A 1,404-nucleotide genomic window follows, 5' to 3' on the forward strand; every position below is an offset into this window, starting at 1 on the left:
AGAGTGATACAACGTACTCACATCATTATCATAAGATTTATCTATATCTTCTCCAGGCTGATAAGATGACGCAGTCGTTCCTGAAGCGGAGATGGTAGCCTTCACATCATTGCTCCCGCTTATACTTAATTCGGATGTATTGATGGGGCAGTCTATACCGTCAACAATCGCAGGTTGTTGTTGAGAAAAGAATCTCACCTCTCCACCGCTTGAGAAGTTTCCAGAGCCTGCATTTACGGTTATCTTAATGATATATGGGTCTTGGATAGAGTTAGGGAAAATAAATTCCTTATCCGCATCACTGAGAGCCCAAATTAAATTATTGCTTACCGGGATGAAAGTATTGGGTTCCGCCTGTGTACTGTAGGAAATACTTACATTAGTCCAAATTCCGTTTGTACCTGAAGCTTGTCTTGGGGTGTAAATCAGTTTTCTGATATTGGGAACATTAGGATTAAAATAAAATTTCAACTCATCCGGAATTGCGTTCACCGACCAATTAGTATGATAAATGGTAGCATTATTGCCATCAATCAACTTGGCAACTTCAGTCCCTGGTTGTGCCGGTTGTGAAGAGGTAACCGAATTCACAGAAGCCGGAACGAGCTGTAGTTCAGAAAAGAATTTCATTTCTGCACCACTGGAGAAGTTTCCAGAGCCTGCATTTGCGGTTATCTTAATGATATAAGGGTTTTGAATAGCGGTAGGGAAAATAAATTCCTTATCCGCATCACTGAGAGCCCAAATTAAATTATTGCTTACCGGGATAAAAGTATTGGGAGCCGCCTGTGTACTATAGGAAATACTTACATTAGTCCAAATCCCATTTGTACCTGAAGCTTGTCTTGGGGTGTAAACCAGTTTTTTAATACTGGTAACATTAGCATTAAAATAAAAATTCAACTCATCCGGAATTCCGTTCACCGACCAATTAGTATGATAAATGGTAGCAGTGTTGCCATCAATCAACTTGGTAACATCTGTGCCTGGTTCGGGTGGTTGCGAAGAGGTAACCGAACTCACAGGAGCCGGAATAAATTGTGAAAACCCATGGAATCCACATAACAAAAAAAGGAACAATGATAATTTTCTCATATAATACGTTTTTATATTGCAATAAATATATATTTTTTTGGAATTTTAATAAAAACTATCAATAATATTTTTTTTATGAATGAATAAAACATTAAAATCATCATTGATTTTCAATCCTTTATGAGTCCCGAAATTTTTTTATTTCTTTTGATGGACTAAAAAATTTTCGACAAAGGTATTTTGGAGCTTTCTCCGGTCTTTTTTGTATATTTCACTTTTAAGTGAAGGCAGATTTTAGTATTTTTATTTTTGATGAAAAAAATACTACAGATATCTTTTCACTATTAAAAATTCTTATACTCCAGGAAT

At 36.1% G+C, this 1,404-nt stretch carries 1 protein-coding gene; it reads right to left on the reverse strand.

Annotation, left to right across the window (positions count from 1 at the left end; all coding sequences use genetic code 11):
• Positions 1 to 1,095, reverse strand: a 1,095-nt coding sequence (locus NK356_RS24010; protein WP_253318247.1) for a discoidin domain-containing protein, incomplete at its 3' end; no start/stop codon positions are given.
• Positions 1,096 to 1,404: the final 309 nt, after the last annotated feature.

This window comes from Chryseobacterium sp. S0630, assembly GCF_024158915.1.
Lineage (GTDB): Bacteria > Bacteroidota > Bacteroidia > Flavobacteriales > Weeksellaceae > Chryseobacterium.